Origin of the sequence: Massilia sp. YIM B02769, from assembly GCF_030411995.1 — a bacterium.
Lineage (GTDB): Bacteria > Pseudomonadota > Gammaproteobacteria > Burkholderiales > Burkholderiaceae_D > Telluria.
The window spans coordinates 23,594-45,594 of record NZ_JASNRC010000013.1 but is presented as its reverse complement, the minus strand read 5'-3'; the positions used below and the strand labels follow the sequence as shown (position 1 = coordinate 45,594).

The 22,001-nt window shown below is 64.9% G+C and carries 23 protein-coding genes; 2 read left to right on the top strand and 21 right to left on the bottom strand.

Annotation, left to right across the window (positions count from 1 at the left end; all coding sequences use genetic code 11):
• Positions 1-15: 15 nt before the first annotated feature.
• The 16 genes from QPK31_RS20355 to secA form a co-directional block, all read right to left on the bottom strand.
• Positions 16-483, bottom strand: coding sequence for a hypothetical protein (locus QPK31_RS20355; RefSeq protein WP_290424710.1), 468 nt, complete (start codon positions 481-483; stop codon positions 16-18).
• A complete protein-coding gene (locus QPK31_RS20350; protein WP_290424709.1) occupies positions 480-1,202 on the bottom strand; it encodes a TadE family protein in 723 nt (240 codons plus the stop codon). Before QPK31_RS20350 ends, QPK31_RS20355 begins: the two co-directional genes overlap by 4 nt.
• Positions 1,199-1,558 carry a DUF192 domain-containing protein gene (locus tag QPK31_RS20345; protein ID WP_290424708.1) on the bottom strand — a complete coding sequence of 120 codons (360 nt, stop codon included), beginning with the start codon at positions 1,556-1,558 and terminating at the stop codon, positions 1,199-1,201. The genes QPK31_RS20350 and QPK31_RS20345 overlap by 4 nt, the downstream gene beginning before the upstream one ends.
• Entirely contained in the window at positions 1,558-2,445 is an 888-nt protein-coding gene (locus tag QPK31_RS20340) for a type II secretion system F family protein (RefSeq protein ID WP_290424707.1), read from the bottom strand. The genes QPK31_RS20345 and QPK31_RS20340 overlap by 1 nt, the downstream gene beginning before the upstream one ends.
• A 6-nt stretch (positions 2,446-2,451) precedes the next feature.
• Positions 2,452-3,303, bottom strand: coding sequence for a type II secretion system F family protein (locus tag QPK31_RS20335; protein WP_290424706.1), 852 nt, complete (start codon positions 3,301-3,303; stop codon positions 2,452-2,454).
• Entirely contained in the window at positions 3,300-5,018 is a 1,719-nt protein-coding gene (locus tag QPK31_RS20330; RefSeq protein WP_290424705.1) for an ATPase, T2SS/T4P/T4SS family, read from the bottom strand. Before QPK31_RS20330 ends, QPK31_RS20335 begins: the two co-directional genes overlap by 4 nt.
• Positions 5,015-6,517, bottom strand: coding sequence for a type II and III secretion system protein family protein (locus QPK31_RS20325; protein ID WP_290424704.1), 1,503 nt, complete (start codon positions 6,515-6,517; stop codon positions 5,015-5,017). The genes QPK31_RS20330 and QPK31_RS20325 overlap by 4 nt, the downstream gene beginning before the upstream one ends.
• Positions 6,518-6,543: 26 nt before the next feature.
• Positions 6,544-7,662 carry a Flp pilus assembly protein CpaB gene (gene cpaB, locus QPK31_RS20320; protein WP_290424703.1) on the bottom strand — a complete coding sequence of 373 codons (1,119 nt, stop codon included), beginning with the start codon at positions 7,660-7,662 and terminating at the stop codon, positions 6,544-6,546.
• A gap of 19 nt (positions 7,663-7,681) precedes the next feature.
• Entirely contained in the window at positions 7,682-7,849 is a 168-nt protein-coding gene (locus QPK31_RS20315) for a hypothetical protein (protein WP_290424702.1), read from the bottom strand.
• Positions 7,846-8,523, bottom strand: a complete 678-nt coding sequence (locus tag QPK31_RS20310; RefSeq protein ID WP_290424701.1) for a hypothetical protein — start codon at positions 8,521-8,523, stop codon at positions 7,846-7,848. Before QPK31_RS20310 ends, QPK31_RS20315 begins: the two co-directional genes overlap by 4 nt.
• Positions 8,520-9,368 (bottom strand): TadE family protein, encoded by an 849-nt coding sequence (locus tag QPK31_RS20305; protein ID WP_290424700.1) that lies wholly within the window; start codon positions 9,366-9,368, stop codon positions 8,520-8,522. Before QPK31_RS20305 ends, QPK31_RS20310 begins: the two co-directional genes overlap by 4 nt.
• 5 nt (positions 9,369-9,373) lie before the next feature.
• Complete coding sequence (locus QPK31_RS20300) at positions 9,374-10,885, bottom strand: hypothetical protein (RefSeq protein WP_290424699.1); 1,512 nt, start codon at positions 10,883-10,885, stop codon at positions 9,374-9,376.
• Between the two features lie 36 nt (positions 10,886-10,921).
• Positions 10,922-11,191 (bottom strand): Flp family type IVb pilin, encoded by a 270-nt coding sequence (locus QPK31_RS20295; RefSeq protein ID WP_290424698.1) that lies wholly within the window; start codon positions 11,189-11,191, stop codon positions 10,922-10,924.
• Positions 11,192-11,262: 71 nt separating this feature from the next.
• Positions 11,263-11,529 (bottom strand): Flp family type IVb pilin, encoded by a 267-nt coding sequence (locus QPK31_RS20290; RefSeq protein ID WP_290424697.1) that lies wholly within the window; start codon positions 11,527-11,529, stop codon positions 11,263-11,265.
• Positions 11,530-12,067: 538 nt separating this feature from the next.
• Positions 12,068-13,066, bottom strand: a complete 999-nt coding sequence (locus QPK31_RS20285; protein ID WP_290424696.1) for an OmpA family protein — start codon at positions 13,064-13,066, stop codon at positions 12,068-12,070.
• A gap of 183 nt (positions 13,067-13,249) precedes the next feature.
• A complete protein-coding gene (gene secA, locus QPK31_RS20280; RefSeq protein WP_290424695.1) occupies positions 13,250-16,033 on the bottom strand; it encodes a preprotein translocase subunit SecA in 2,784 nt (927 codons plus the stop codon).
• 278 nt (positions 16,034-16,311) lie between these two features.
• On the opposite strand from secA, the gene QPK31_RS20275 reads away from it, so the two are divergent.
• Positions 16,312-16,782: a DciA family protein gene (locus QPK31_RS20275; protein WP_290424694.1), complete on the top strand. Its 471-nt coding sequence runs from the start codon at positions 16,312-16,314 to the stop codon at positions 16,780-16,782.
• A gap of 117 nt (positions 16,783-16,899) precedes the next feature.
• Here the strand turns inward: QPK31_RS20275 and lpxC are convergent, their stop codons facing one another.
• The 3 genes from lpxC to QPK31_RS20260 form a co-directional block, all read right to left on the bottom strand.
• A complete protein-coding gene (gene lpxC / locus QPK31_RS20270; protein WP_290424693.1) occupies positions 16,900-17,835 on the bottom strand; it encodes a UDP-3-O-acyl-N-acetylglucosamine deacetylase in 936 nt (311 codons plus the stop codon).
• 95 nt (positions 17,836-17,930) lie between these two features.
• On the bottom strand, positions 17,931-18,812 hold the full coding sequence (locus QPK31_RS20265; RefSeq protein ID WP_290424692.1) for a DMT family transporter: 882 nt from the start codon (positions 18,810-18,812) through the stop codon (positions 17,931-17,933).
• 57 nt (positions 18,813-18,869) lie between these two features.
• The gene (locus tag QPK31_RS20260) at positions 18,870-19,373 is read right to left on the bottom strand and encodes a peroxiredoxin (protein WP_290424691.1); all 504 of its coding nucleotides are present in this window, start codon (positions 19,371-19,373) and stop codon (positions 18,870-18,872) included.
• Between the two features lie 222 nt (positions 19,374-19,595).
• Here QPK31_RS20260 and QPK31_RS20255 point away from each other — a divergent pair, with 222 nt between their 5' ends.
• Complete coding sequence (locus tag QPK31_RS20255; RefSeq protein WP_290424690.1) at positions 19,596-20,045, top strand: carboxymuconolactone decarboxylase family protein; 450 nt, start codon at positions 19,596-19,598, stop codon at positions 20,043-20,045.
• Between the two features lie 20 nt (positions 20,046-20,065).
• On the opposite strand, the gene QPK31_RS20250 is transcribed toward QPK31_RS20255, so the two are convergent.
• On the bottom strand, positions 20,066-20,827 hold the full coding sequence (locus QPK31_RS20250) for a LytTR family DNA-binding domain-containing protein (RefSeq protein ID WP_290424689.1): 762 nt from the start codon (positions 20,825-20,827) through the stop codon (positions 20,066-20,068).
• Positions 20,824-21,960: a sensor histidine kinase gene (locus QPK31_RS20245; RefSeq protein WP_290424688.1), complete on the bottom strand. Its 1,137-nt coding sequence runs from the start codon at positions 21,958-21,960 to the stop codon at positions 20,824-20,826. The genes QPK31_RS20250 and QPK31_RS20245 overlap by 4 nt, the downstream gene beginning before the upstream one ends.
• Positions 21,961-22,001: the final 41 nt, after the last annotated feature.

Sequence of the window (22,001 nt, the reverse complement as noted above, 5' to 3'; positions counted from 1 at the left end):
CTGACAACAAAAAACTTAACGCGTGCTGCGTGTACGCTGCAGCTCGGCGGTGAGCGACTCCATGTTCTGCTGGTGCGTGTGCAGCACGTCCTTCAACTGCTTCAATGCGGCGCCAACCTGGGGCTGGCCGCGCGCGGCTTGTTCGGCCTTGACGAAGGCCTTGCTGGCGGCCTCGAACTTGGCGGTCTCGTGGCCCAGTTCCTCGCGCAGGATGGCTTCGCGGTCGCGGTCGCGCGCCGACTGCTCGGCGGCGCTGACCTGCAGGCGCGGGTCGGCCGCGGCGGCTTCGGCCACGGCGGCGGGTTTCTTTGCCGCGGCGCGCGGTGCGTCGATGCCCTCCTGGCGCGGCGCATTGCGGTTCTGGATGAATTCGACGCCCTGGGCATCCGTGTAGCGCTGGGCTGGCGCCTGCTGGGCAAGTGCGTCTCCGGCGCCGCAGGCAAAGGCGATTGCGAGGGCGAAGGCAAGTATGGTCTTGTTCATAGGTTGGCTTCGTAGAACGGGGTTTGCATCCGCACAAAGGCTTCGCTGCGGATCTCGATGCGGTTCTCGCTGGGTTTCAGCGGATTGATGCAGTTCGGACGGGTCATGGCGCCATTCGTGCCGAAAGGATCGGACATGCCGTTCGCCGCCAGCGAGGAATCGTTGGCGGTGAACGCATTTACCGTGGCATAGATGACGCGGTCGACCACGGGCACGAACAGGCGATAACAGTAGGTCACGCGCACATGGAGCAGGTTCGCGTCCTGGACCGAAATCCTCGATGCGCCGCCGGGGGCCGTGCTGCGGTAGTTGAGCGTGTCGTTGGGCAGCTCGCGTCCGGCGCCGGCGTCGAGGCGCGCGCGCGCGAAATCGGTGAAGGCCGCGCGGGTTGGATTCAGCACCTCGATCTTCGCCAGGCCCAGGGCCTTGGCGGTTTCCGTGGTCTTCACCTTCAGCAGCGCAACGCCGTAGGCATCCATCGAAGGCGCCTTGGCGAACATCGGCACCAGCCCGGAGGCCAGCGCATCGCGCATCTCGCTTTCCTTGCCATTGTGCAGCGCGCCAGCGCGCGCCGCCAGCATGGTGGCGTGGTTCAGCGTGGCGCGCGCCTGGTAAATCAGCGCAAACTGGATGATCCCGAACAGCAGCAGGATCAGGACCGGCAGCGCGACCAGGAACTCGGTACTGGACTGCCCGGTCAATGCTTGGCGCCCTTTCATTGGCGCCTCCCGTCGGGCAGCGCCAGCACGCAGCCGGGTGCGATGCCGCTGGCGGCGGCGCTGCCGGCGGCCAGTTCCAGCACCGTACGCGCGCGCCAGTGGCCATCCATGCGACGCGGCGCCAGCGCCGGGCTCACTTTCAGCACGCGGTTGCGGCGGTCGAGGTAGACCACGTCGATCGGATAGCCCATGCCGAAAGTATGGATCATGCCGCAATGCGGCAGCAGCATGCCCTGGCGCGGACCCAGGGCAGCGCGCCCGAGCAGGCCGCGCATGCGCTCCAGGGTCGAGGTGGCCATCATCAGTTCCAGCTGCGCATTGCCCGCGCCCGGCAGGTCCAGGGTGAGGTAGCGCATCAGAAGGCTCCCGATTCCATGAACTTCACGGCGATCGGGAACATCAGCACCACGAAAGTCACGGGAAAGATAAAGGCGACCAGCGGGAAGATCAGCTTCACCGGCGCCTCCATCGCCAGCTTCTCGGCGAGCTGGAAGCGCTCGGTGCGGCGCTGCTCGGCCTGGGCGCGGAAGGTGGGACCGAGGCTGGCGCCCATGCGCTCGGCCTGGATCACGGCATTGATGAAGCTGGTCACTTGCGGCACCTTCACCCGTTCGTCCATGCGGCGCAGCGCCTCCGAGCGCGTCAGGCCGGAACGCAGGTCGCGCAGGACAAAGGCGAACTCGTTCTTCAGGGGACCGTCCGGACCCTTGGCCACCGACTGGCTGATGGCGCCGGCCATGTTCAGGCCCGCCTCGACGCCCATGGTCAGGAAGTCGAGATAGGCCGGCAGGGCCTTGACCACCAGTTTCTGGCGCTTCTTCAGCGAATCCTTGAGCCAGACGCGCGGGTAGACGAAGCCGAACAGGGCTGCAGCGGCAATGTAGAAGCCATTGTCGTGGATTCCGGCCAGCGGCAGGAGCAACGCTGCCAGAACCGCGAAGCCGGTCATCGACACCAGGCCCAGGGCCACGAACTGGCTCGGGCTCATCAGGTACAGCAGGCCCGACAGGCGCAGCTTGTCGGCGGTGTCGCGCATCAGGCGCGCCGGCAGGCGCTGGCAAATGTGATAGTCGACCATGCGCAGCAGGGGCCACAGCATGCGCAGGCCACGCGGCAGCGGGTCGAGGTATTCGCGGTCTTCCTCGGGCACCTCGTCGGTCAGGCGCACCGCGCTGTAGATGACGCTGCCGGCGAACGCCACGAAGGCCATGCCGATCAGGATCGCAATCAGGATTTGCTGCATGCTTCCTCACACATCGATATTGGTGATCTTGCTAATGAAGTGGTAACCGATCGCCACCGCCAGCAGGATGAAAGCGCAGGTGCACCAGCCATACCATTCGGTGAACAGCGGGCGCATCGCTTCCGGCTCCATGATGCGCAGGATCAGCACCAGGAACAGCGGCAACGCCGACATCACCATGCCCTGCATCTTGCCCTGGGCGGTCAGGCTGCGGATCTTGCCTTCCATTTGCAGGCGCGCGCGGATGGTGCCGGCGATCGATTCGAGCGTTTCGGCCAGGTTGGCGCCGACCTCGCGCGCCAGCGCCATGCCCGAGGTGACCATCAGCAGGTCGGGCAGCGGCACACGCTTTTCCAGGTTCTGCAGCGCCACGCCGAAATCGGTGCCGAGGCGCAGTTCGCGCAGCAGCAGTTCGAATTCCTGCGACACCGGCGGCTTTCCCTCGGCTGCCACGCTCTCGAGCGCGATCATCATGCTGGCGCCGGCGCGCAGCGCTCCGGTTACCATCAGCAGCGCGTCCGGCAGCTGTTCCTCGAACTGGCGCAGGCGCCGGCGCGCGATGTAGCGCACCACGTAGCGCGGGGCGACGAAGGCCAGGCCCACGCACAGCGCCACGAGAATCAGGTTTCCGGTCAGGAGCCAGGCGATCACCGGCAGCGAGATCAGGACGGCCAGGTTGATCGTCATGATCCGGTTCGACTCGGTGAAGATGAACATGCCCTCCAGCTCGGAGGCCGCACTCTTCGCGTCATTCTTCTGGCGCCGCGCCATCCAGCGGCTGCCGAAGTGCAGCGCCATCCAGATCAGGCCGAAACCGCAGACGAAGAAGATGCCCAGCAGGACCAGCGTATCGTTCATGCGCTCACCTTGCGCATGCCGCTGTGCACCGCCATCGACGGCTCCTTGGCGAAGATCGACATGTCGACCTCGATTCCGCGCCGCACCAGGTCCTGGTAGAACTCGGGCACGTGGCCGGTCGGGACGCAGCGCCCGCGCACCTTGCCCTCGGGCGTAAAGCCTTCCTGCTCGAAGCGGAAGATGTCCTGCATGCTGACCACGCTGTTCTCGATCCCGGTGACCTCGGTAATGTGGGTCACGCGCCGCGTGCCGCAGGAAAAGCGGGTCTGCTGCACGATCAGGTTCACGGCCGAGCAGATCTGCTCGCGGATCGCCTGCATCGGGATGTCCAAGCCGCTCATCAGCGTCATCACCTCGAGGCGAGAGAGGCAGTCGCGCGGGTTGTTGGCGTGGGCGGTGGTCAGCGAGCCGTCGTGACCCGTGTTCATGGCCTGCAGCATGTCGAGCGCCTCGCCGCCACGGCACTCGCCGACCACGATGCGGTCGGGCCGCATCCGCAGGCAGTTTTTCACCAGGTCGCGGATCGTCACCGCGCCGCGGCCCTCGATGTTGGCCGGGCGCGCTTCCAGCGACACCAGGTTCGGCTGCGACAGCTGCAGCTCGGCGGCATCCTCGACGGTGACGATGCGCTCGTCGTCGGGAATGAAGCTCGACAGCACGTTCAGGAGCGTGGTCTTGCCCGAGCCGGTGCCGCCGGAAATGACGATGTTGGCGCGGCGCTCGACCGCCACCTGCAGGAAGTCGGTCATCTCGCGGCTGATCGCGCCGAAGCCGATCAGGTCCTCCACCGTCAGCTTGCGCTTCGCGAATTTACGGATCGTGACGCTCGGGCCCTTGATCGCCAGCGGCGGAATGATCGCGTTCACGCGCGAACCGTCCTTGAGGCGGGCGTCGACCATCGGCGAGCTTTCGTCGATACGGCGGCCAAGCGGCGAGACGATGCGCTCGATCGCCGCCAGCACCGAGGCGTCGTTCGAGAACGAGACGCTGGAACGCTGCAGCTGGCCGTCGCGCTCGATGAAGATGTCGTTATGGCGGTTGACCATGATCTCGGTGACCGATTCGTCGGCCAGCAGTTCTTCCAGCGGACCCAGGCCCACGACCTCGTTCAGCACCGTCGAGCACAGCGTATCGCGCACCGGCCGCATGGCCGCGAACATCGGATCGGTATCGATCAGTTCCTCGATGATCTTCTGCACCGCCACACGCAATTCGGCGTCGCCCATGCGCGAGACGTTCACGCGGCGCAGGTCCATCGCCGCGATCAGCTTCTTGTGCAACGCTGCGCGGGCGGCGATGCCCTCGGGCGTCTCGAGCGGCGACAGCTCGGCATCGGGGCGCGGCGCGGCGTGGCCGCCGGCGCGCTCGGGCCCGGGCTCCTTGCGCAGGGATTGCACGGGAGGCGGCGCCACCACGCGCAGCTGCTCGGCCAGGTGCAGGCGCAGCGTGTAGTCGCTGACCTCGACCACGTCGTTGCTGGCCAGCGGACCGTATTCGTTGACCGCGTTGCCGTTCACGCGGATCGGTGAAATGCCGCCGCCATCGCTGACGAACAGGCCGCCGTCGCGCACCTCGAGCTGCACCTGGCGCCGGCCGACACGCCAGCCCGACAGCGGAAGCAGGCTGTCGTCGTCCTTGCCGAGGAAGCAGGACAAGCCCTCGGATGTTGCTTCGCCAAGCAGCGCATCGCGCTTGAATAATTGAACATGGATCATCGCTGTTCTCCGAACGGCTGCGCCGCCTTGTTGACCTTCTCTTCGAACTCACGCTTGCCCTGTTCGCCGCGCGCGCGGAGTGCTGCGGCCATGCCGTCGCCGGCGTTCACGATTTCGCTCTCGACGAAGACCACCAGTTCGGTCTTGCGGTTGCGGAAGTCGTCGGACCGGAACAGGCGTCCGAACAGGGGGATCTTGCTCAGGGCCGGCACGCGGTCGATCGTGTTCGCCAGTTCGGCATTGACCAGGCCCGACAGGGCCACGACTTCGCCCGGCTTGACGCTGATCTGGCTGCTGGTATTGCGGGTGATGAAGCCGGGGATGCCCGCCACCGACACCGAGGGGTCGATCTGCGACAGCTCGGTCGACAGGGTGGCGCTGATGATGTCGTTGGCGTCGATGTGCGGCTCGACCGAGAACTGCATGCCGTAGGGCTTGAACTCGACGGTGGTGCTGCCGAAGGCGCCGGCCAGCGGAATCGGCACCTCGCCGCCGACCAGCAGTTTCGCCTTGCCGCCGCTGCGCGCGGTCAGCTCGGGCGTGGCCAGCACGCGCGCGTCGCCGTCGGCGATCGCCAGGCGCAGGCGCGAACCGATGGTCGAGGCCAGCCCGAAGAACAGGCCCTTGGTGGTGCCGTTACGGGTCGTAAACGGGGGGCTCGGGTCGAGCAGGTTGTCGTTACCGGTCCCGGGCGGGATATTCCTGAAGACGCCGGTGTTCGTGGTCACCCCGCGCAGGCCGATGGTCGGACCGTTCGCTTCGTTGTCCCAGTCGACGCCGATGCTCTCGAGCAGCGAGCGGTTGATTTCCACGAAGTGCAGGCGGAACAGCACCGAGCGCGTATAGGCCAGGCCCTGGTCTTCCTTGATGTTATTGACCACCCCGGGCGTGTCGCCGAGCGCCGCGGCCAGCTTGTCGAGCACCAGCTTGTGGGCGACGCCGGAGAGGACCAGTTCCGGACCGACCTGGGTGACGGTGATGCCCTTCTCGCTGCCGACCAGGGCGTCGATCTTGGCGCGCACCGCCGCCAGTTCGCGCGGCACCACCTGCACCTTGTAGGTCTGCACTTCCCTGCCGGTCCAGACCAGCAGCGAGGTGTCGCCGACCTGTTCGCCGATCAGCAGCAGGTTCTGGTCGACGGTGGTGGCGCTGATCACGGTGCCGCTGCCGAGTGCGACGCGGCGCACCTTGGCAGGCATCGGCAGCAGCTTGACTTCGCCGAGCGACATGATGAGGGACTGAGGCGGGGTGTAGCTGATGGCCACCGGCGCCGGCGCCGCGGCGCGGACGGCGCTGCGGCGCACGGCACGGCGCGGCGCGGCGGCAGGCGCCGCCGCCGGGCGCGCGCAGGCGACGGCGGGCGGCGCCGGCGGGCAGTTCGGGGTGCCGGCCGCCGCGGACACGGAGCCGGAAGCGGTGGTGGGCGGAACGTCGGCGGCAATGGCAGGCGAAAGGACAATGGCGCTCAGCAGCGCCAGGAAGAAGTGGATACGGTGCATATGGTCTTTTTCTTGGTGTTGGTTTTTTATTGTTGCCTGCGTTCAGAAATGATCTGGTCTGCGCGGGTGACGGGAGCGTTGATGGTGACCGAGGTACGGTCGGCGGCCGGGGCTGGGGCTGGGGCCGGCGCGGATGCGGGCCGGCTGGCCTGCATGGCTTGCGCGAACTGGGCCTGGACGCGCTGCAGCGCACGCGATTCCTGGGACGGCGGCACCGCCATTTCGGACACGATCTTGTCGCCCTTGCCGCCGACGATGAATTCGATGCCGGCGTCGCGCGGACGTGCGCCCGCGCCCGCGCCCAGCAGGTCGGCGCCGCGCAGCGTGGCCTGGGCGATCCGGTCGCGGTCGTGGCCGCCGCGCAGGACCACGCGGTAGCTGCCGAGCTTCTGGCCCATCATCAGGCGCGCGGCCTGCTGCGGGGTCACCAGCAGCGTCACGGTATCGTAGCCGCGCTCGCGCCCTTCGATTTCACCCGGACGCACCATCTTGTCCTGCGATGGGCCGTCGCTGCGCGTGGCGTCGAAGAATTCGGTGCCCGTGGCCAGCACCACCATGTCCTGCATGAACAGGCTGACCTGTTCGCGCGCCTTGTCGCCGATGTCCTGGGTGCCGCCGCCCTTGGCTTCGTTCTTGGTGAGCAGGTAGAGGTCGATGCGGTGGTTCGGGCGCAGGGTCTGGGCGATCGAATTGACGTTGTCGATCTCGATGGTCAACGCACGCTGGCCGGCCGGAAGGACGGCGGCGACGTCGCGGATCTCCGGCGCCTGCACGTCGGTCACGCGCAGCGGGCGCCCGCGCAGCACCGGGCGCGCCAGCTTCATGCCCTGCATCGACTCGAAGTCGGCGGCCAGCACGGTGTCGGGATAGACCAGGTCTTCCTCGACCGGGCGCGCGACGAAGTTGTCGAGATTCAGGACGGTGCCGATCGGCGCGTCGTTCACCGGCACCGCGACCTGCACGCGTTTCACGGTGGCGGTCTGGCCGCTGGCGGCGAGTTCGGCTTTCATGGCGGCCTCGCGGCCTTGCAGGTACTGGAGCGCCACCCATGCGACGCCCCCGGCGAGCACGGCTGCGATGACTACCAGGACCAGCGGATTCTTGAGCCGGGACGCGACCCGGTTGACGTTGGGGGGATTCGGCATGAGGCTCCTTGACGTGACGTTACGGTGTGACTGAAATCGCGTACGAATACGCGGCAAAATAATCCTTGATCGCCTGGATCACCTCCTGCACCGGCGACGGTCCGAGCGCGCTCATCACGAGCACGACGACGCAGAGCGCGAGTACCAGCAGGTATTCGCTCGATGCCTGTCCTTGCATGTGCTTCATAGCGCCTCCGCCTGGTTGACGACGATGTGGGTCTGCATGTCGCGCCACAGCACGACCTCGATGCGCTCGCGGCCGCGCTGGGCGCTCACGATGACCGGCTTCGCGCGCGAGGTGCCGCCTTCGCGCCCGGCCGAATCGGCGCGCACGCTGTCCCAGCGGTCGGCGCGCAGGCGGTACATGTAGAACTCGCGCAGCTTGTCGACCGGCTGCTGCGAAACCAGGGCGGCGATCGTGCCGCGCCGGCCGTCGTCTTCCTTGCTGCTGACCGAGGACAGCAGCTGGGCGCCGGGCGGCGCCAACGGCGCATCGACCTTGCCGCGCGCCAGCGGATTGACGGCGAGGTAGCCCTTGGCGCTGCCCTTCTCGCCCAGCTGCAGCGTGGTCAGGCAACGCTCGCTGAGGGCGGAGACGATACTCCAGCCGGCCGCGCCGCTGCGCTTCACGTCGAAGCCTTCGGCGCGCCAGGCGCGCTCGACACGGTCGAGCACCGCCGCCGACTGCTCGGCGCCTTCGACCAGCAGGATCGACAGGCGCATGCCGTCGACGCGCAGGTTGTCGCCGACCACGGCCGGCTTGAGTCCGGCGGGAACCTGCTGCGGGCAGGCGCCGGCGAACAGCGGGACGGCGGCCGACAGCGCCAGCACGGCGCGGGCGAGGAATGGCATCGTGTTCATCGCAGGCGGTCCTCCGGCACGACGTCGGGCACGATCTTGCCGAATTCCGGCTTGGCCATGTTGCGGTCCCAGGCGGTCAGGCCGACGTCGACCACGGCGCCGACGGCCCGACCCAGTCCCTGGGCGGTTGGAACCGCCTGCGCAACCATGTCGTGGGTGCCGCGCGATCCGTTCGCGCCCCAGGTATTCGAGACGATGGCGCCGGTGGCCTTGAAGTCGAGTCCGCGCCACTCGTCGACCCATACCGAACTGCGCGGCCAGAGCCGCTGGTAGGACTGGCTGTCGCGCGCGATCTCGCGCAGCGACACGGTCGCCGTCGAGAAGGTATCGCTCGGCAGCGGCGGCACCAGGCTGCCGGTGACGCCGGACGGCAGCGGAAGTGAAGTGATCAGGCCCAAAGCCCTGCCGGCCACGTCGCGGTTCGGCCGGCCGACGGCGATCCCGGTGCCGGCCTGGTCGTAGCGGCGCAGGTAGCGCACACCCGCGTTGTCGCGCCATAGCGGGTCGATGCCGTTGACCAAGGAATTCGCGTTCTTGTCGCTATTCGCGATCACGCTGGTATTGCGCGAACGGTCGTTGAAGAGGCGCGCCGTCAGTTCGGCATGGATCTGCGCCGCGCTTTTCCGGTTGGGCGCATTGATGTCGTCGAAGCGGCCGCCGTTCTCGTACCACACGGTGCGCTCCCACGCGGCGTAGCGCGCGCCCATGTTGGTGGTGTGCTGGACATCGATGAACTTGCCCATCGCGACGACTGCAAGAAACAGCGGCACCAGGAAGAACAGGCCCGTCACCACCATTTCGACCAGGGCCTGGCCGCCCTGGCGGGCCGGAAGAGATGTCGACATTTTCATCATTGCGCTCCAAACGAGGCCACGCGCTCGGCATCGGTGCGGTCGCGCAGGCGCGCCTGCCAGTAGGGGTTGAACAGATTGGCCATTTCGGTCTTGCGGTCGCCACGCCGCCACCCGGCACGGGTGAATGCGCTCGAGTCCTGGTTCGGCCGGTAGAAGAAGGCATGGGCCGAAGACAGGGTGCGCATGGTGCCGCCCTTCATCTGCGGGTCGACCCGGATGTTGGTGGCGTCGCGCAGGAAGGTCGAGGAGGTTCGCACGGTGCCCTGGGCGCGCTGGACTTCGATCGTCAGCGGCACCTGGCCGCCGTTCAGTTCCGGCGACTGGTTCATCGGCGTGGTGAAGCTGGCCACGTCGCGGTAGGTGTCCTGCAAGCCGCCGTTGGGATCGAGCGTGGTGCCCGGCCCGCGCCGGAAGCGCACCATCGCCGGGGTGCGCACGTCATTGAGCGCATTGCCGTAGTTGCGGGTCTCCGGGTGATTGCCGCGGAAGCCGGTGCGGTCGCCATACGCGCCGCCGCGGCCGGCCACCGCGCCGCCCGAGCCGCCCGAGCGGTGGCTGGTGCTCGGGTCGCTCAGGTCGATGTAGATGGGAACCGGCACGTCGAGGATGATGTACAGGCAGACGTAGTAGCCGTCGCCTTCGCTGGCGTCGAGCGACAGCCAGCGTTTCTTGTCGGTGCTCAGGATGGTGCCGCCGCGGTGGTCGAAATCGTAGCTGGTCCAGATCGGCCGGCCTCCCGGGCAATAGCGCGACTTGGGCGGCGCATCCCAGCCCGGCAAGGGAGTGGACTTGCGGTTGCGGATGAATTTGTCGGTCGATATCCCGACGTTACGCTGTTCGCTCACGACGACGTTGGCGAAGCGGTCGGAGGCGGCCGAGGCGCCGGTCGCGGCGTGGCCCTTGGTGTAGTCGTTCTCGAAGGCCCGGATTTGTTTGGCCGTGGTCGCGACCTGGAACGCGCCCGTGCTCACGGATGCCTGCGGATCGTTCTTCTTCACGACTTCGTCCATGACGAACATCACGCTGGCGGCGGTTGCTTCATGGTGCGCCAGCTGCGCCCCTTCGAACGCGCGGATCAACAGGTCGAGCGACCTGACGGCGCCGCCGGCCATCGCGCTGTAGGCGGTGTTGACCGCGCCGATCGGGACCAGCTTGGCCGCCGTCCATTCGGGAGCGAAAGTGGGAATGTTCGCCTGGCTCGATTGTGTCCTGTTGTTCATGCGGCTGCGGGTACTGGCCGCGTCTTCCAGGTAGGATTTCATGCTGACGAGCTGCGCGACGGCGACCTGGTTGGCCACCATCGCGCGGTTCGCGTAAGCGGAAAAATTGTGGTCCCGCGCCAGCAACACAGCACCGCTGTAGGCGCCGGCGTCGGCTGCGTTCTGCAGCTGGGTCTTGGTGTTGGCGAGCAAGCCGCTGTTGAACAGCAGCAGGCTCGCCAGTGCGGCGGCGCCCGCCAGGAGCAGGCTCAGTACCAGCGCCTGCCCCTTGCTGCCCGCTTTCTTCATGCCAAGTCGTACCCGAACCACGTGCCGCTCCACCAGTTACTTCTGGTTGTTCTTGACGTTGTAGTCGCCCATGCCTTTTTTGGTATCGGCGCGGCCAGCCGAATCATCCGAAGCGGCGCCCGCTGCCGTGATCTGGCCATTCGAATCGTTACCCGAGATTTCCTTGGCCAGGCCTGCGGTCTGGTTACGGACGGTCTGGCCGAAGGTACTGTAGACGCCGATGGCGGCCACGGCGATCAGTGCAACGATGATGACGTATTCCATCATCCCTTGGCCCAGCTGTTTGGTTTTCAGTTTGAATTGCATGATTTTCTCCTGTGAATAAAGATGGCTACTGCATTAACCGGGAGGCGGACCGGACGGCCAGCCCGCCGCTGTTAATTCTTTTGGTCATTGGCGTAGTTGTATCGACCCATGCCTTGCTTGGCCGGATCGTTTGCGCGGCCGGCCGCCGCGTTCGCGGCCTCGTCCGCCTTGGCGGTCGAGGCTTGCGTACCCGATACTTCCTGGGCCATGCCTGCGGTCTGGACACGTACCGTCCGGCCGAATGCCGAGTAGACGCCAATGGCTGCTACAGCAATCAGGGCAACGATGATCACGTACTCCATCATTCCCTGGCCGCGTTGTTGTGGAATGAATGTCATTTCACGCTCGCTTGAACATTTCGAAAGATTTGCGACTGCAAACCGGCTCAACACGGAGAGAATCTTAGCGAGGAAGTGCGCGTGAGAATTTCACATTCACAATTAATTCTCGTTTGATTTTTTTTATTGTTTCGCTGGAACTGATTAATGTTACTTTTATAAATTTAAGTTTTTTCTGAAGAAACTAGGATTCTTCCTATGAGATACGGATAAATACCGAAGAGTTCATGCTCGAATCGTATCGAAAAAGGAAATTTAGTTTTTTTTAAGAAATATGATGCATCGCAAAAAATCTGTCGCGAGACAATGCATTTCGTACTTTTTTTCCAACATTGTGACTTTTTCTGATCCCATTCAATCGTGCGCACCTACCCAAATTGCATCTGACAATAATCAGTGTCAGGCTGAAAGTGACAAAGAGTGAGAATCTTGTGTGTGTTTTTTCTCGCTTCGGAGCGTTAGAGTTGAAACGCGGAATCATTGGAAACAAAAAAAAGCCGCGCATAGCGCGGCCTTCTTTGCCTGTTCGACGCGCTGGTCAGCGCACAACCATCTCTACCCGCCGGTTTTTGGCGCGTCCTTCTTCGCTCGCATTCGACGAAACCGGGGCAAAACTGGCTACCCCGCGAGCATTCAGGCGGTTCGCCGCAACACCGTAGTTCTTGCCGAGCGCATCGACTACCGCCTGCGCCCGTTTCTGCGACAGCGCCAGGTTGGCCTCGATCTCGCCCTGGTTATCGGTGTGGCCGACAATAAGCACCTTCATTGCCGGCTGGGCCTTCAGGGCGTCCGCCATGCTCTGCAATTGCGCTGCCGATTCTTCCTTCAGCACGGCTTTGTTGGTATCGAAATGCACGCCATACAGGGCGATCTTGCCGTCGCGCTGCAAGCCGGCGCCAATGGCCTTGGCGTCGACCGTGACCTTGCCCATTTCCGCCTGGGCCGGTTCGACCACCTGGATGAACTGGCGCGTCCGTCCTGCGGTCTCGCCATCGCTCCTGGGTCCGGCCAGCGCCACCTGGACATACGTGAAGCCAGAACCAGTCTGCTTACGCGCGCTAATGTAATGGAAATCGCGCTGGTCGCCATTATTAAAGATATTTACCATTGCACTATTTCCCACCCATTTCGCTTCGCGCGGGAAGTCTTCGATCATCTTCTGGATGCGTAGCTTTTCGCATTCGGCGGTCTCGCAGCTGAACAGCGTCTCGAATCCAGCCGTATGCAAGGCCTGCTGGTAATTGCGGAAGACCGCCAGCGCGCTCACTTCCTTCGGCCCCCAGTACAGGCGATTGCTGATCCGGCCTTCGACCGGGCGCAATACCGGCCCGCTCCTGGCGCGCTCGACCAGGCGCGCCGTTCCCAGCGGATTGCTGCCGTAGTCGTAGAGGATGCCGCCTTCGTAGCGCGAAATCAGGGGATGGTCCTTGCCTCCCGGGCGCTCGGTGAGGAGGGACGCGGCCGATGCGCCGGCGGCGCAGAGGGACAGCGTGACGGCGGCAAGGAATCGGGTACCGGTGGTGAAAACAGCATTCATCGTGATTAACCTGGCGATCAGGCAGCAGTGGAGAATGCGCTTATTCTAGAGCTTCCGGTGCGCACGATTCGACAATTGGACGAAATCACCCCGATGGCATACCTGGCCTGCCGACGAAAAACGCGCATAAAAAAACGGCCGGATCGCTCCGGCCGTTTTCCATTGTCGCTTCAGCAAACCGGCTTACGCCAGCTTCCCATGGCACTGCTTGAACTTCTTGCCGCTGCCGCAAGGGCAAGGGTCGTTGCGGCCGACCTTCACGCCCATGTAGGTGCTGTGGTCTTCGGCAGCGACCGGCGCTTCCGAGGCGGCCACCGGATTCGGCGCCAGCAGTTCTTCCGGCGCGGCCGACGGGTTGAAGTCGGCATGCTGGAAGTTGATGTTTTCCAGGTGCGCCTGCTGGGCCGCCATGGCCGCTTCCGCCGCCTCGACTTCCTCGCGGGTCTGGATGCGCACGGTCATCACAGTGCGGATGACTTCGTTCTTGATCTGGTCCAGCATGCTGCCGAACAGTTCGAAGGCTTCGCGCTTGTATTCCTGCTTCGGGTTCTTCTGCGCATAGCCGCGCAGGTGGATGCCCTGGCGCAGGTGGTCCAGCGCGGCCAGGTGCTCGCGCCAGTGGGTGTCGACGCTTTGCAGCATGACGTTGCGCTCGAAGCCGCCGAAGGATTCCTTGCCCACCACGCCGACCTTGCTGTTGTAGGACTCGTCGGCCGCCGCCAGCACCTTTTCCAGGATGTCGTCGTCGTTCAGGTTCGGCTCGTCGGTCAGCATCTGCTGCAGCGGCACGTTCAGGCTCCACTCGGCTGCCAGCACGCTTTCCAGCGACTTGATGTCCCACTGTTCCTCGACCGATTCGGCCGGCACGTGGGCGCGTACGACGTCGGTGAAGACGCCGGTGCGCAGCGAGGCGATCAGTTCCGAGATGTCGGCCGCTTCCAGCAGTTCGTTACGCTGGGTGTAGATCACCTTGCGCTGGTCGTTGGCGACGTCGTCGTACTCCAGCAGCTGCTTGCGGATGTCGAAGTTGCGGGCCTCGACCTTGCGCTGGGCGGTCTCGATGGAACGGGTGACGATGCCCGCTTCGATCGGCTCGCCTTCCGGCATTTTGAGGCGTTCCATGATGGCGCGCACGCGGTCGCCGGCGAAGATGCGCAGCAGGGTGTCGTCCAGGCACAGATAGAAGCGCGAGGAACCCGGGTCGCCCTGGCGGCCCGAACGGCCGCGCAGCTGGTTGTCGACGCGGCGCGATTCGTGGCGCTCGGTGCCGATGATGTGCAGGCCGCCGGCGTTCACCACGTGGTCGTGCAGCGATTGCCATTCGTCGCGCAGTTTTTGCGCCTGGGCGGCCTTGTCGGCCTCGCTCAGGGCGGCATCAGCCTCGATGATCTGAATCTGCTTCTCGACGTTGCCGCCGAGGACGATGTCGGTACCGCGGCCGGCCATGTTGGTAGCGATGGTGATCATCTTCGGACGGCCGGCCTGGGCGATGATTTCCGCTTCCCGGGCGTGCTGCTTGGCGTTCAGGACGTTGTGCGGCAGCTTGGCGCCGTTGAGGATGCCCGACAGCAGCTCGGAGTTCTCGATCGAGGTCGTGCCGACCAGGACCGGCTGGCCGCGCTCGTAGCAGTCCTGGATGTCCATCAGCATCGCGTTGTACTTTTCCTGGGCCGATTTGTAGACCTGATCCTGGCGGTCCTTGCGCTGGGATGGGCGGTTCGGCGGAATGACGACGGTTTCGAGGCCGTAGATTTCCTGGAATTCGTAGGCTTCCGTGTCGGCGGTACCGGTCATGCCGGACAGCTTGGTGTACATGCGGAAGTAGTTCTGGAAGGTGATCGAGGCCAGGGTCTGGTTCTCGTTCTGGATGCGCACGCCTTCCTTGGCTTCGACGGCCTGGTGCAGGCCGTCGGACCAGCGGCGGCCCGTCATCAGGCGGCCGGTGAATTCGTCGACGATGGTGACTTCGCCGTTCTGCACCACGTAGTGCTGGTCCTTGTGGTACAGGACGTGGGCGCGCAGCGCCGCGTACAGGTGGTGGATCAGGGTGATGTTGGCGGCGTCGTACAGCGAGGCGCCTTCCGGCAGCAGGCCCATGGCGGTGAGGATGCCTTCCGCCTTCTCGTGGCCGGCTTCGGTCAGCAGCACGGTGTGCGCTTTCTCGTCCTTGGTGTAGTCGCCCGGGACGTCGATCTTGCCCTTGCCGTCAGGGGTTTCCTCGCCGATCTGCAGGGTCAGCTGGGGCGGCACTTCGTTGATGCGGTGGTACAGGTCGGTGTGGTTCTCGGCCTGGCCGGAGATGATCAGCGGGGTCCGCGCTTCGTCGATCAGGATCGAGTCGACCTCGTCGACCACGGCGAAGTTCAGGCTGCGCTGCACGCGTTCGCGCGCGTCGTAGACCATGTTGTCGCGCAGGTAGTCGAAACCGAATTCGTTATTCGTGCCGTAGGTGATGTCCGAGCCATAGGCTTCCTGCTTGGCGTCGTGCGGCATCTGCGACAGGTTGACGCCGGTGGTCAGGCCGAGCCAGCTGTACAGGCGGCCCATCGATTCGGCATCGCGCTGGGCCAGGTAATCGTTGACGGTAATGACGTGCACGCCCTTGCCCGACAGGCCGTTCAGGTAGACCGGCAGGGTTGCCATCAGGGTCTTGCCTTCACCGGTGCCCATCTCGGCAATCTTGCCCTGGTGGATGACCATGCCGCCGATCAGCTGCACGTCGAAGTGACGCATCTTCAGCACGCGCTTCGCGGCTTCGCGGCAGACGGCAAATGCTTCGGGGAGGATGTCGTCGAGCGTGGCGCCGCCGGCGAGTCGGGATTTGAATTCCGGGGTCTTTGCCTGAAGCTCGGCGTCCGACAGCTTTTCCATCTGCGGCTCGAGCGCGTTGATCTGACGCACGGTTTTTTGATACTGCTTGATCAGCCGCTGGTTGCGGCTGCCGAAAATCTGGGTCAGGAATGACATGCTAAGTTTCTTATAAAGACGCCGCGAAAAGAGCCAGGGATGATATCAAAAAGATACCCATCGAAGACCGCCCAAGGCAAAAAGCGACTGATTTTATCATGCGATGCGGCCACACTTGGGGCTTATAGGCCAGATAACAAGTGTCGTGCCATAAAGAATGTTATCAAATTGCATCGCTGTACACGTGTCCTGCTGGCATTACCCATGCCGGGCGTGCGCTGCGCCATGCGCTGTGGTATGTTGTGGGCTGATCGATTCCTCCATGTCCCACCAGCCTGATGCATATCTACGGCACCCGCAACAAGCCCACTTCGTTCGAAGCGACCGACTTCCTGCGTTCCAACGAGCGCATGGCGCGGCTGTTGCCGGCCGCCATGCGCATGGCCGACCTGCAGCGCGACGTCGGCATGACCCTGCCCGCGCTGGCGGGCAATTGCGACGTGCTGTCGTTCCAGGAGGGGGTGCTGACCCTGGCCGTGCCGAGCTCGGCGGTGGCGGCGCGGCTGAAGCAGGGATTGCCGAAGCTGCAGTCCAGCCTGCTGGCACGCGGCTGGCAAGTCAATTCGCTGCGCCTGAAGGTACAGGTGATGCGCGCGATGCCCGAGCAGGTGCAGATGCGCACGCTGGAGCTGCCGGAAAAGGCGGTCGCGGCGTTCGAAGAGCTGGGGGAGACGTTGCCGGATACGCCGCAGAACGCGGCGCTGGTGGCGGCGGTGAAGCGGCTGGCGGAGAAGCGGCGCAAGGGCTAGTTTTGTAGGGTGGACGGCTTTGCCGTCCACGCGTTCAAACCCAATCAATACAAATCCAACGTTGCGACGGGCCGCCGTCCGTTGAACGCGTGGACGGGGAACCCGTCCACCCTACGATCAGGTCAGCGCCCACTCCTCGCGCATCTGGCGCACATACGACGGCGGTGCGCTGTCGACCGCGTCGAAGCTCACGATCTCATACGCATCCGGCCGCGCCAGCAGCGCGCGCAGCAGCTCGTTGTTCAGCGCGTGGCCCGACTTGTGCGCCTCGTAGGCGGCCAGCAGCGGGTGCCCGACCAGGTACAGGTCGCCGATCGCATCCAGGATTTTATGGCGCACGAATTCGTCGTCGTAGCGCAGGCCGTCGGCGTTCAGGATGCGGTACTCGTCCATGACGATCGCGTTTTCCAGCGAGCCGCCACGGGCCAGGCCCATGCCGCGCAGGCTTTCCACGTCCTGCATGAAGCCGAAGGTACGGGCGCGCGCCACGTCGTGCACGTAGGACACCTGGGCGAAATCGACCGAGGCGTTCTGCATGGTGCCGTCCACCGCCGGGTGGTTGAACTCGATGAAGAAGTCGAGCTTGTAGCCGTCGTGGGGTTTCAGGCGCGCCCACTTCTCGTTGTTGCCCGAACCCTGGCGCACTTCGACTTCCTTCAGCACGCGGATGAATTTCTTCGGCGCCGGCTGGTCTTCCACGCCGGCCTGCTGCAGCAGGAATACGAAGGAGGACGCCGAGCCGTCCATGATCGGAATCTCTTCGGCCGTGACCTCGATGTAGAGGTTGTCGATGCCGAGGCCGGCACAGGCCGACATCAGGTGTTCGACGGTGGACACGCGCGCCGAGTCCTTGATCAGCACCGAGGCCATGCGCGTGTCGCCGACCACGTCGGCGCTGGACGGGAATTCGACCACCGGGTCGAGGTCGACGCGGCGGAACACAATGCCTGTATCCGGCGCGGCCGGACGCAGCGTCAGCTCGACCTTGCGGCCGGAATGCAGCCCGACACCTGTCGTGCGCACCAGTTGTTTGATGGTTCGTTGTTTGAGCATGGGTCGATTATATCTGCGCTTTTCAAACCCTGCCGGAGCCGGCTATTGCAACATAGAAACATGAATAACAGACTGATGCACGCGTGCCACACTCGTTACGGATGCTCGGATTCGGCGTGGTTCTTCTCGTGCCGGATCAGGTACAGCCCGCTGCCGATGATGATGGCGGCGCCGATCAGCGTGTAGCTGTCGGGCAGGGTCTGCCACAGCATCCAGTCGATCGCCACGCCCCAGGCCAGCGCCGAATACTCGAACGGCGCCACCACCGAGCCTTCGCCATGGCTGAAGGCTTCCGTGATCGCCAGCTGGCCGAAGAAGCCGCTCACCGCCAGCCCGCACAGCAGCAGGATGTGGCCGGGGTCGATGCTCACCCACTCCGGCGCGGCCAATGCGGTGGCGCCGATCGACATCAAGAGCATCAGCCAGAACATCATCTGGCGCGTGCTGTCGGTACGCGCCAGGATGCGCGCGGCGATCGCCGAAATCGCGTAGCACACGGCCGAACCGAGGATCGCCAGGCCGCCCAGCGTCAGGAAGCCGCCGCCTTCCGGGCGCAGCACGACCAGCACCCCGGCCAGTCCGACGACGATGGCGATCCAGCGCGCCAGGTTGACCTGCTCCTTCAGGAAGAACACCGCCATTGCCGTGATCAGGGCCGGTGCGATGAAGAAGATCGAATACGCCTCGGCCAGGCTGAGACGCTTCAGGCCATAGGCGAACAGCGCCAGCATGCCGATCCCGAGCACCCCGCGCAGGACGTGCAGCGAAAAGCGTGCGCGCATCATGGTGGCGAAGCCGCCGCGCCAGGCGACGTACAGCACCACCAGCGGCAGCGAGGACAGCGAACGCAGGGCCGCCACCTGCATCGCCGGATAATGGGCGGCGAGCAGCTTCATCGCCGTGTCCATCAGCGAGAACATGAAGACGGCGATCAGCATCGCGTAGATGCTGCGCAGGTTGCCGGAGACTTGACTCATAACGGTACTCAAACAAAAAACGGCGCCGCAGCGCCGTCGGATACGGAAGGCAGTGGATCAGCCCAGCTGGGCCAGCAGCGCTTCGGCCTTCGAGACCTCGAAGCCGCCCTGCTCCACGTTCAGCTGCTTGACGACGCCGTCGACCACCAGCATCGAGTAGCGCTGCGAGCGCGTGCCCATGCCGTGCTTCGAGAAGTCGGCGTCCAGGCCGAGTGCCTTGGTGAATTCGGCGTTACCGTCGGCCATCATGCGCACGGTGCCGGTGGCCTTTTGTTCGCGGCCCCAGGCGCCCATGACAAAGGCGTCGTTCACCGAGATGCACCAGATTTCGTCGACGCCCTTGGCCTTGAAGGCCTCGGCGTTCTCGACAAAGCCAGGCACGTGCTTGGCCGAACAGGTTGGCGTGTATGCGCCCGGCAGGCCGAAGATGGCAATCGTCTTGCCCTTGACGAGATCGGCCACCTGGAAGGTGTTCGGGCCCAGGGTGCAGCCTGCGGTTTCGGTCTCGACGAATTCGGCCAGGCTGCCTTCTGGGAGGCGGTCGCCAATCTGGATGGTCATGGTGTGGTCTTTCGGTGTGGTTGTCAGAATCCCGGCAGTATGCACTATCCCCGCCTTTCCTGCACTGTCCCGCCGGCCGCTTCCCGCGCTGCCGACGCGGTTGCGCATGCCAGATCGCCCTCGCTATCTGTCACAGAAACGCCATGCGACACGTCTTGTAAAAAGCGACGGGCAAGTCTCGCCAGCCGCACGGCCAATCACTTCACGAAGGAAATACGAACCATGAATCGCGCAAACTGGTTTCAAGTCTCGCAGGAAGGCGCCAAGGCGCTGGGAGTGCTCCATCATTACTCGACGACAGGCACGGGTCTGGAACCCGGCCTCGTTCACCTGGTCTTTCTCAGGGTCTCTCAATTAAATGGTTGCGCACACTGTATTGATGTCCATACCCGCGATCTCATCGGACACGGCATGTCCGTCGACAAGATTGTATTGGTGCCGGTATGGGACGAGGTCGCCTATTTATTTTCAGACCGGGAACGTGCGGCCCTCGCATGGACGGAAGAGGTAACGCGCGTGAGCGAAACCCATGCGTCGGACGAGGCATACTCGGCGGCCTTGACCGCGTTTGGAGAAAAGGCCCTGGTGGAACTGACGATTGTGATCGCCGCCATGAACGCGATCAATCGCATGGGAATCAGTTTCCGATTGAAACCACGTGCCAGGGCTTAGAACGATGTGTGGACAAGTACTTACATCGCCGCGAACAGCGGCACGTAGGCGCGGCTCACCGGCAGCTCGGTCGCGAAGCCGCGCATGCGCAGGAACAGGCGGCTGGCCTCGTCGCGCCGGGTGCCGGCCAGGTGGGCCAGGTTGATGACCGTGGCGCGGTGTACCTGCCAGAACTCGTCGGGATCGAGGCGCGCCGTCAGTTCGGCGATGGGCGTGCGGATCAGGTATTCGTCGCCCGCGGTGCGCACCACGGTGTACTTGTCGTCGGCCTGGAAGAACAGGACGTCGCCCACCGCGATGTTGTGGACCATGCCGCCCTTCCCCGCCCTCAGATAACGCAGCCGTTCGCCGGCGGGCTGTCCAAGCAGGCGGCGCAGGGCCTGCGCCAGGGCCGCGTCGTCCTGCGGCGGCGTGTCCAAGGCCGCGCGCACGCGTTCGACCGTGCGCTGCAGGCGCTCGGCGCGCAGGGGCTTCAGCAGGTAGTCGAGCGCCGCGTGCTCGAAGGCCTGCACCGCGTATTCGTCGTAGGCGGTCACGAAAACGGCGCGCGTACGGCCCTCGATGCCTTGCGCGACTTCCAGTCCGCTCATGCCCGGCATCCGGATGTCGAGAAAGGCGAGCTCGGGTTCGTGTTCGGCGATAAGGGCGGCGGCGTCGATGCCGTTGTTGGCCACGGCCACGATCGCGAGTTCGGGCCAGAGCTTTTCCAGCTGCGCCTTCAGGTGCTGGGCGAGATGCGGTTCGTCGTCGGCAATCAGGGCACGGTGTGCGGAAGAGATCATGGCTTGGGCTTGTAAGGGAGTTCGATGGTGGCGTCGGTGCCGGCGCCGTGCATCAGGCGCAGGCTGGCGCGCTCTCCGTAGCGGTGCCGCAGGCGGGCGCGGATGTTGTCCAACGCGGAACCGGCGCCCTTCGCGGCCGGCGGGGCTTCGGCCCCCATGCCATCGTCGCGTACCTGCACGCACAGGCGTCCGTTCTCGACCGCGGCCACGATGCGCACTTCCCCGCCCGCCACCTTCGGCTCCAGGCCGTGGCGGATCGCGTTCTCGACCAGCGGCTGCAGCAGCAGTGGCGGCAGCAGCGCGGCGCGTGCATCCGGCCCGGCCTCGACCGAGAAGCGCAGGCGCTCTCCCATGCGGATCTGCAGCAGGCGCAGGTAGTTGGCCGCCATCTCGAGTTCGGCCCCAAGCGTGGTCTCGTCCACACGCAGCTGGCCCATGCCGGCGCGCAGATGGTCGGAGAAGGCTTCCAGCATGGCGCGGGCGCGCGGCGGGTCGGCGTCCAGCAGGCTTTCGATGTTGGCCAGGGTATTGAACAGGAAGTGCGGTTCGATCTGCGCCTGCAGCAGGCGCAATTGCGCTTCGGCTGCCTGGGCCTGCATCTTCTGGCGCTGCAAACGGCCACGCCAGAACAGCGCGGCGACGATCGCCAGGAAAGGCAGGAACTGCAGCACGCGCAGCTGGCGCCGCAGCGCCGAAGAGGCGAACAACTCGCTGCCGGGATAGGCCAGGGCCAGCAGCGCGCTGCCGAGCAGGTTTCCGAGCATCAGGCCGGCCAGCAGGATCAGGCTGACCAGCGCCGCCGCGCGCCAGTCGCGCACCGGTGACAAGCGCGCCAGCATCGGTTCCGGCAGCAGCGCTTCAAGCAGGCGCGCCACGGCCAGCATGCTCCAGGCGATCGCCAGGAACAGCAGCAGCATGCCGAGCAGGAGGCGCCGCAGGAAGCTGGCATCGGGCACGGTCACGGTCACCACGCCGGCCATGCCGAGCAGGCACAGGGCGGCCCAGGCCAGCACTGCCAGTCCCGCGGCGATGAGGATGTCCGCCCACAGGCCGGCGGCGCGGCGCTTGCGCAGCGACCAGAATGCACGCCAGGCCTGCGCGAATAGAGAAGACGTTGCGGAACGAATGAGCATCTTTCTAGTCTACAACAGAGGTATCCCTCCGCCGCTGGCCA

Excerpts from the sequence above, each read along its gene's own strand:
- secA (WP_290424695.1), bottom strand. The coding sequence starts at position 16,033 with ATGTCATTCCTGACCCAGATTTTCGGCAGCCGCAACCAGCGGCTGATC.
- QPK31_RS20350 (WP_290424709.1), bottom strand. The coding sequence starts at position 1,202 with ATGAAAGGGCGCCAAGCATTGACCGGGCAGTCCAGTACCGAGTTCCTG.
- QPK31_RS20355 (WP_290424710.1), bottom strand. The coding sequence starts at position 483 with ATGAACAAGACCATACTTGCCTTCGCCCTCGCAATCGCCTTTGCCTGC.
- QPK31_RS20345 (WP_290424708.1), bottom strand. The coding sequence starts at position 1,558 with ATGCGCTACCTCACCCTGGACCTGCCGGGCGCGGGCAATGCGCAGCTG.
- QPK31_RS20305 (WP_290424700.1), bottom strand. The coding sequence starts at position 9,368 with ATGTCGACATCTCTTCCGGCCCGCCAGGGCGGCCAGGCCCTGGTCGAA.
- QPK31_RS20275 (WP_290424694.1), top strand. The coding sequence starts at position 16,312 with ATGCATATCTACGGCACCCGCAACAAGCCCACTTCGTTCGAAGCGACC.
- QPK31_RS20335 (WP_290424706.1), bottom strand. The coding sequence starts at position 3,303 with ATGAACGATACGCTGGTCCTGCTGGGCATCTTCTTCGTCTGCGGTTTC.
- lpxC (WP_290424693.1), bottom strand. The coding sequence starts at position 17,835 with ATGCTCAAACAACGAACCATCAAACAACTGGTGCGCACGACAGGTGTC.
- QPK31_RS20285 (WP_290424696.1), bottom strand. The coding sequence starts at position 13,066 with ATGAATGCTGTTTTCACCACCGGTACCCGATTCCTTGCCGCCGTCACG.
- QPK31_RS20340 (WP_290424707.1), bottom strand. The coding sequence starts at position 2,445 with ATGCAGCAAATCCTGATTGCGATCCTGATCGGCATGGCCTTCGTGGCG.
- QPK31_RS20310 (WP_290424701.1), bottom strand. The coding sequence starts at position 8,523 with ATGAACACGATGCCATTCCTCGCCCGCGCCGTGCTGGCGCTGTCGGCC.
- QPK31_RS20300 (WP_290424699.1), bottom strand. The coding sequence starts at position 10,885 with ATGAAGAAAGCGGGCAGCAAGGGGCAGGCGCTGGTACTGAGCCTGCTC.
- QPK31_RS20330 (WP_290424705.1), bottom strand. The coding sequence starts at position 5,018 with ATGATCCATGTTCAATTATTCAAGCGCGATGCGCTGCTTGGCGAAGCA.
- QPK31_RS20265 (WP_290424692.1), bottom strand. The coding sequence starts at position 18,812 with ATGAGTCAAGTCTCCGGCAACCTGCGCAGCATCTACGCGATGCTGATC.
- QPK31_RS20295 (WP_290424698.1), bottom strand. The coding sequence starts at position 11,191 with ATGCAATTCAAACTGAAAACCAAACAGCTGGGCCAAGGGATGATGGAA.
- QPK31_RS20325 (WP_290424704.1), bottom strand. The coding sequence starts at position 6,517 with ATGCACCGTATCCACTTCTTCCTGGCGCTGCTGAGCGCCATTGTCCTT.
- cpaB (WP_290424703.1), bottom strand. The coding sequence starts at position 7,662 with ATGCCGAATCCCCCCAACGTCAACCGGGTCGCGTCCCGGCTCAAGAAT.
- QPK31_RS20290 (WP_290424697.1), bottom strand. The coding sequence starts at position 11,529 with ATGACATTCATTCCACAACAACGCGGCCAGGGAATGATGGAGTACGTG.
- QPK31_RS20250 (WP_290424689.1), bottom strand. The coding sequence starts at position 20,827 with ATGATCTCTTCCGCACACCGTGCCCTGATTGCCGACGACGAACCGCAT.
- QPK31_RS20260 (WP_290424691.1), bottom strand. The coding sequence starts at position 19,373 with ATGACCATCCAGATTGGCGACCGCCTCCCAGAAGGCAGCCTGGCCGAA.
- QPK31_RS20255 (WP_290424690.1), top strand. The coding sequence starts at position 19,596 with ATGAATCGCGCAAACTGGTTTCAAGTCTCGCAGGAAGGCGCCAAGGCG.
- QPK31_RS20315 (WP_290424702.1), bottom strand. The coding sequence starts at position 7,849 with ATGAAGCACATGCAAGGACAGGCATCGAGCGAATACCTGCTGGTACTC.
- QPK31_RS20245 (WP_290424688.1), bottom strand. The coding sequence starts at position 21,960 with ATGCTCATTCGTTCCGCAACGTCTTCTCTATTCGCGCAGGCCTGGCGT.